Raw genomic sequence first — 2,536 nt, 5'->3', positions numbered from 1 at the left:
ATTCTTTCTTTTTCCTCTGCCTCTTTTCTTTAAAAATTTAATTTCTGTCATCTTTTACAGGGTTTAAACCTGTAAACCTATTTCAGGACGAGACACATTTGTAGGCTTAAGTTAAAAACTTAAGCCAGACAAAACGCCAGACTTAGCCCAGAGGGTGAGCAGATGAAGCATATATAACTGCAACTACATTGTCAGGTCTCCAATTTCTAAGCTCATCAATTTCAACGTCATTATAACACTCGATTAGCAGTCCGGTATTTATTTTGTCTGGTTGTGGTTTTGTGATGCCCTCTATCCCAATGATTCTTCTTTGATATAAAGTACTAAATACAATAAATTCTACTGTATCACCAATTGAAACAAATCCTTCTGTAATATAACCAGCGAAAACAAGTCCACGTCCCGAAATTTTAAAAGTATCTGCAATTATATATTTAGCAGTCTCTTGTCGTGTTGTTATCCTGTTGATATACTCTTGAGCAACGCTTTCTGCCTTTTGTCTTGAAATTTCTCCACCTCCATCTTTCTTCATATCATATACTGCCCACCACCAATAGTCTTCATCCATCCATTCTCCTCGTAACATAAGTCCAGCCCAGTTAGCTGTGCAGTCGTCTGAAAGGTCGCCTATCCAGGTAATAGGTTGAGTTGCTAAAATCTTTCTTTCTTCTGTTGTCATAGCCCAATGATTTCCATCATTGCCTTACGAGTTTATACTGAATTTTATCAAGTTGTTCAGGTTCTCCTGTTTCTTCATCACCGATAGTACTGTATAAATAAGTTGTGTCACTTACTATTTTAAAAGCAAATCCCTTTGAATTCTTTGTGTAAAAATTAAAATCAATTTCATCAAGTGATGTTTCAGGCCCTCCCATAAAGTCTGTAAATACATAATATGTCTTAAAGTCAGAATGACCAGAAAAAGAACCATCGCTCTTTAAGCTGACTTTTGTAAAAGAGTTTGTGCTGTCAATGAGTAAATAGTTTCCAGCAAATAATTTTTTATTTACTATATACTGAAGTCCCCAAGCCGCATCATTGTCAGATTGTTTGTTTGCTACTTTAGTGAAACTTTTTTTGTCTATGAGTTTTTTTGTCTTGTCATAATGATATAACACCAAGGAGGTCTGATTATTTATAGTTTCATAACCAAGTTCGTAGAAACTAGATATCTCTTCATAGTCAGGAATATTGGTTTTTAAACTGTTATTGTTTTGACCAGTCTGAAAATAAGTAATAAAGTTATATCCCTCATGATTATTCCAGCTAGAACCCACATCAATACTGTCAGAATTAATCGTTTCGTCAATAATCATTGTTACCACACCCCTTAATTTATTAGATGATTTTACCGGAGATTTAGTTTGTTCAATTGAATTAATGTAGTCCGTCAAAACCCAAACACCGTTCAATATCGGGACAAATTTTTGCTTTAAACTGTCAAGTTGATTCGATTCTTTTTCAATAGTTGAAGTATTACTATTGGAACAATTCGTTAAAAGGATAACAGACCCTAATATGCATAATAAGTCTTTCATTGTTAGTAGATCCACTCTCTGGTTACTTATTTACCAGGAGAGTATATTTTGCATTTATATATACCAAATTAGTCAATTATATCCGATAATCATACTGTCTAATCAAATCTACTTTCGAATCTTTTTCTTACCATAACGTCAACTTAATCCCTTCTTGAAGTCTATTGACTTATTAAAAACCTCTAGTCAATAGACTTGCTCTCATTTGTAGACAGAAGGCAAAGACTTCAGCCAGGGTTAACCAGATTTTATCCTGGAAGGAAAAGTGTTTTAAATATTCCTGTTTACTTTTGATATTTTTAGCTTATATAAAAAAATTGTAATACCCATTGCTAGAGAATAGCAATAAAATGAAACCGAAACGAAATTGTAATTAAGTAAAAAGGTATAGCTCTGGTTAGAACCCAAAATGGTAATTATATAATTCCATATTAAACCAACTAATATCAAAACCAATTTAATTAATATGGCTTTCAAGCCGACGTTGATCATATAATTTATTAATAGACAAAAAAGAATTACAAGAGGTAACGATACTAAAGCAGCTACTCCTGAAAACGCAAATAGATTTGAAAAAAGGTTATCGGAAAAAATAGAATTATCTAATGCAAAGATCATAAGAATGGTTCCCACAATCGCTGCAGTAAACCATGCCTTTAAGACATACTTTTCAACATTCTTTATTCTCTCTGCTCTATTTTGGTTCATATAGATCCTCTCTGGTTGAAGTCTATCTGACTTCAACCCACAAATGAAAGCAAGTTTATAACTTGCGGGCTATTATCCATTAAACTTTACTTTATCAACCGTCCTAGCCCAAATACCAAAATAGCACCTGGTTTTATCGGGGCCATTTATCAAAATGTGCATTTAATTTTTCTTTTTCCTCATTTATAACCCGCATGTCTCGTCCTGAAATAGGTTTACAGGTTTAAACCCTGTAAAAGATGACAGAAATTAAATTTTTAAAGAAAAGAGGCAGAGGAAAAAGAAAGAAT

At 33.2% G+C, this 2,536-nt stretch carries 2 protein-coding genes; both read right to left on the bottom strand.

Going from position 1 to position 2,536, the window contains the following annotated elements:
* Positions 1–142: 142 nt before the first annotated feature.
* A complete protein-coding gene (locus K350_RS0118270; RefSeq protein ID WP_028981126.1) occupies positions 143–679 on the bottom strand; it encodes a hypothetical protein in 537 nt (178 codons plus the stop codon).
* 16 nt (positions 680–695) lie between these two features.
* Positions 696–1,538 (bottom strand): hypothetical protein, encoded by an 843-nt coding sequence (locus K350_RS0118265; RefSeq protein ID WP_028981125.1) that lies wholly within the window; start codon positions 1,536–1,538, stop codon positions 696–698.
* Positions 1,539–2,536: the final 998 nt, after the last annotated feature.

Origin of the sequence: Sporocytophaga myxococcoides DSM 11118, assembly GCF_000426725.1 — a bacterium.
GTDB lineage: Bacteria > Bacteroidota > Bacteroidia > Cytophagales > Cytophagaceae > Sporocytophaga > Sporocytophaga myxococcoides.
The sequence above is the reverse complement of the archived record's forward strand: the minus strand, read 5'-3'. Positions and strand labels throughout refer to the sequence as shown.